General features: G+C 56.2%; 1 protein-coding gene. It reads left to right on the forward strand.

Translation table 11 applies throughout. The features are described 5' to 3' along the window. Positions 1-1219: 1219 nt before the first annotated feature. Positions 1220-1429, forward strand: a complete 210-nt coding sequence (locus AC0L30_RS42760; protein WP_473406552.1) for a hypothetical protein — start codon at positions 1220-1222, stop codon at positions 1427-1429. Positions 1430-2146 lie beyond the last annotated feature (717 nt).

Genomic DNA, 2146 nt, shown 5'->3' on the forward strand with positions numbered 1-2146 from the left:
ATACATTGATGCAAGACCGCATCTGCCAGGTTGACGAAACCTCTTGCAACGCGCGGCCGGACCATACATGCGGGTCAAAATGCGAAGAACTCAGCCTGAGCAAATCTTGTCTTCCATGCCTCAATAAGCGGACCTCTAGAGCGATGCTGCCTCTTCGCTGAGGCCCACAAGCGGCATTCCCAAGCAAGCTCAAACCGGAACAGCGAAGTAGACGGTCCTGCCATTCAGCAGTAGCATTCTGTCGCTTAGGTGGAGGGCGATCCGTGACGTTGAACAGACGAGAGACGCTAAAGATTTCCGCAGGAGCACTTCTCGCACCGGCGCTGGCACCGAGACTCGCGGCGGGACAATCTGCCCGCACGATTGTGTTGTTGGGCACCACCGGCGGTCCGCCCTTGCAGGTTGGGCGAGCTGCACCTTCAAATGCCATTGTAGCCGGGGGCGCCCTTTACGTTATTGTTGTGGCAACGGCGTTGCCCGACAGATCGTGCAAGCTGGTCTTGGGCTAAACGCGTTAAAAAGCATTTTCATTACGCATCAGCATTCGGACTACAATCTAGACTACGGGCCGAGACTTACTTGAAATTTGAATTTAGCGTCGCCTTTGACAGTCAGGTCCGCAATGGGTCTTGGCTGTGTAAAAAATGCAGCGCCGCACAAATTACAGAGAAAAGCATTCCTTCAGAAGCCTGTTCCGGGAGCGTGAGGAGCATACTGAACTGCGACGCCGCTCCATCTGAGAAGCAGATTCTCCGCGCTACGCGAGATTTCACGTTTTCACGCAGCCAGGGTCAAAACGCGAAGCGCAGAGCCCGAGCAGGTCTAGTCGGCTATTCTTACTGAACAGGCAGTCCGCGAAAGACGTAGCTACATCGCCTACGGGCCAGATGCATCGCCGCCCACGGTGACGTGTCGGCGCTGCCGTGCAAGAGCAACCACACGGGGCGAATCCGTGAAGACGGCGGTTGCCGCTTCCCGCTCGATTCCGCCCCCAATCAACAACATCCGAAACACATCGTGACTGAAGTAATTGCATACGCAGCAATTTGACGGCGGCCGGGGCTTGCTTCAGTTCGTTCCGTATCCGGAACGAACTGAAGGAAAGTCGCTGGCGTTGCAGATTTACAACCCGCACAGCCGACCGAAATACTAAGCTCGGCCATTGAGACAACCGAAACATATTTCATTCTTAGTTCAATATGGTCAGCGGGGACGAACGATGTTTGATATCTATCGCAATGACAAGCGCGGCTTGCTCGTTCTAAGTACAGGCTCTGCCGTACCTGCGCTTTACTCTGCACATACCTGGCGCAAGAGCAGAAAACGAGTTCTCAAGGTTAGCAACGAAATCAAGTCAGCCGTTCAGGCACAAGGCTATTACATCCGCAGCCTGCGGGCCACTAAGGAACGAATGATCTACGTCAAGTAGGTCGGCGGCCGGTGTTCCCCATTTGCAAATCTCTATGACATCGGCAGGAGCCAATCCGCCAAGATCGCGCTTCGTCCACTGTCGACGCCCGCGCTCCGATGCCACGGGCAAGTCTGTTTGGTTGGCTGGGACTGATCGCCGCTTGCTCGGGTTCGAACAATGACCGCCAACGTGACCGCGCGCTTTCCGACGGAGGTGAACGCCCGAGTCCGGTGATGTCCCAGGGTGGAAGGTCGACGCAGCAGCCAGCGGCCCTTTTCGCCATCCGGACGAATTTAGCGCTAAAACTTCGACACCGGGGCTGGCCCGATATTTTACGTCCATTTTGACCCGGTGCTTTTCCACCGCGTGGACCGGCGGCCTCGCTTAGAAGTCTCAGATAACCTGCCGACGGTTTGCAGTGATCGCTCACGATTGCGTAGCTCACCCTCACGTGCTGCCAAGCTGCTGAAGTCCTCCACGGCGGAAATGTACTCCGCCGTCCCCCTTGCTGTTTGAACCAACTCACAGACGCACACCTCCCGCTGCAAAATGCAGTCGCGAACTTGCCAGGGCGTAGCGAGGACGAGACGGCGTCGAGCTGGGGTTCGGTGACATTTTCGAAGTGAGAAGCCGGCAGCGCCACATCGGGTTGACTATCCCCTTCACTCGGCCAGTTCGCATGATCCGCGTTAACCCTGTCTTTGATCTTCTCCCATAGCAGCGCTTCCCGGTTCA

Source organism: Bradyrhizobium sp. MI1.11, assembly GCF_055811255.1.

What these genes read in the sequence shown, in the direction of transcription:
- AC0L30_RS42760 (WP_473406552.1), top strand. Translation starts at nt 1,220, where the DNA reads ATGTTTGATATCTATCGCAATGACAAGCGCGGCTTGCTCGTTCTAAGT.